The organism is Oleiphilus sp. HI0066 (assembly GCF_001635725.1).
Window position 1 is genome coordinate 1 of sequence record NZ_LWFH01000268.1, and the last position, 1,839, is coordinate 1,839.

The 1,839-nt window shown below is 42.1% G+C and carries 2 protein-coding genes; both read right to left on the minus strand.

Going from position 1 to position 1,839, the window contains the following annotated elements; genetic code table 11:
• The coding region (locus A3738_RS04015) for an NCS2 family permease (RefSeq protein ID WP_068763378.1) at positions 1 to 1,251 on the minus strand (1,251 nt) is incomplete at its 3' end.
• Positions 1,252 to 1,521: 270 nt separating this feature from the next.
• The coding region (locus tag A3738_RS04020; RefSeq protein ID WP_369819763.1) for an ArsR/SmtB family transcription factor at positions 1,522 to 1,839 on the minus strand (318 nt) is incomplete at its 5' end.

Here is a 1,839-nt window from a genome sequence, read left to right on the forward strand (position 1 = left end):
TAGCGCAACCGCTGGGCGAATCTCTGATGTTTTACCGGTCAACAACTGGAGAACTGTGTGCGCAACAAAACCAAGGCCAATACCGTGAGAGATAGAGAAGCCGAACGGCATCATGATTGCACAAATCCATGCAGGCGCAGCACTTGTCATGTCGTCCCAGTTAATGTGACGCATATCAGCAGTCATCATTAGACCAACATAGATCAATGCAGGTGCCGTAGCGAATGCAGGAACAAAGTCTAGTAGAGGCGTGAAGAACATCGCCGCCAAGAACAACACACCTACTGTAACTGCAGTAAGCCCCGTCTTACCACCAGCGGCAATACCAGCGCCTGACTCAACGTACGTAGTTACCGAAGAAACACCTAATGCAGCACCAGCAGTTGTCGACGTAGAGTCAGCAAGCATTGCTTTACCCATCGCGTCGAACTTGCCATCTTTATCAGTAAGACCTGCTTTAGAAGCTGTCGCCATCAAAGTACCTGAAGTATCGAACAAGTCGACGAAGACGAACGCCAAAATTACAGAGATCATTGTTGCTTCTAGTACACGGCTAAAGTCTAGCGCGAAGAAAAGCTCAGACATTGAGTGAGGCTCACCGACAATGCCACTGAATGTAGTAATACCTAGAATCGAAGAAACGATAGAGATCGCCAGCATGCTGACTACAATAGAACCAGTAATTTTGCGGTAATCCAAAGCAATAATAAGAAGTAAACCAAGGCCAGCTAGAAGTGGACCTGGAGAAGCAAGATCACCTAAAGTCAAAAGCGTTGCAGGATGATCAGCAATAATACCCGCGTTCTTCAAACCGATAATGGTTAAGAAAAGGCCGATACCAACAGTAATACCGTGACGCAAACAACCCGGAATTGAATGTAGAATCCATTCACGAATTTTGAATGCAGATAACAAGAAGAAAATAACACCAGAAATCAAAACTGCTGCAAGAGCCTGTTCCCACGTGTATCCCATGCCACCAACAACGGCAAATGCGAAAAACGCATTCAGACCCATACCTGGAGCAAGACCTGCAGGGAAGTTAGCCCACAAACCCATCAAGATACAGCCTACTGCTGCTGCAACCGCAGTTGCTGTAAATACTGCTTCTTTTGGCATACCCGCTGCAGACATGATGTCTGGGTTAGCAAAAAGAATATAAGACATGGTCAAGAAAGTAGTCAGGCCGGCTACAATTTCTACCTTAATTGTTGTTTGGTGCTCTTGAAGCTTAAATAGCTTTTCTAGCATTTTCGTTTCCTCGTTCGGCGGAATTTTATGCACTAGTGCTCTAAAGTAGAACAAAAGTACGAACTTTGTATTTTGAACGGGACGAGAAGCTACAGATTTTGCGAATCAATTTCTAGATCAAAAACTACCTTATTTGACCAAATAGTCACTTTTTTGAAATATAAATGTGCCATAGTCGAAATAGTTCTCATCTATAACACCTTTAAATCACTAAATCATTGTTTTAATAAACCATTTGGTCAGTTTTTTAATGACAAGGCCATATATGAACTATATATTCTTGCAAAAAATTGCATAAAAACTCTGTATGAGTGCCAATACTTTATCGTCCTTAATACTGTATATAACCGATTGACCGACTTTTCTGGTATCGACAAAATCATCTTCTCGCAACAAAGCTAAATGTTGCGACAAAGCAGATTGAGACAAGTTAACCTTGCGGTTAATTTCCGAAACTGAAAGCTCTTCATCAGCCAATGAGCATAAAATCATCAATCTATTTTTGTTAGAGAGCGCTTTAAGATAGCGCTCTACAACCACAGATTGTTGTTCGATCTGGATTTGGTCAACTTTCATATTAGGCCTTAT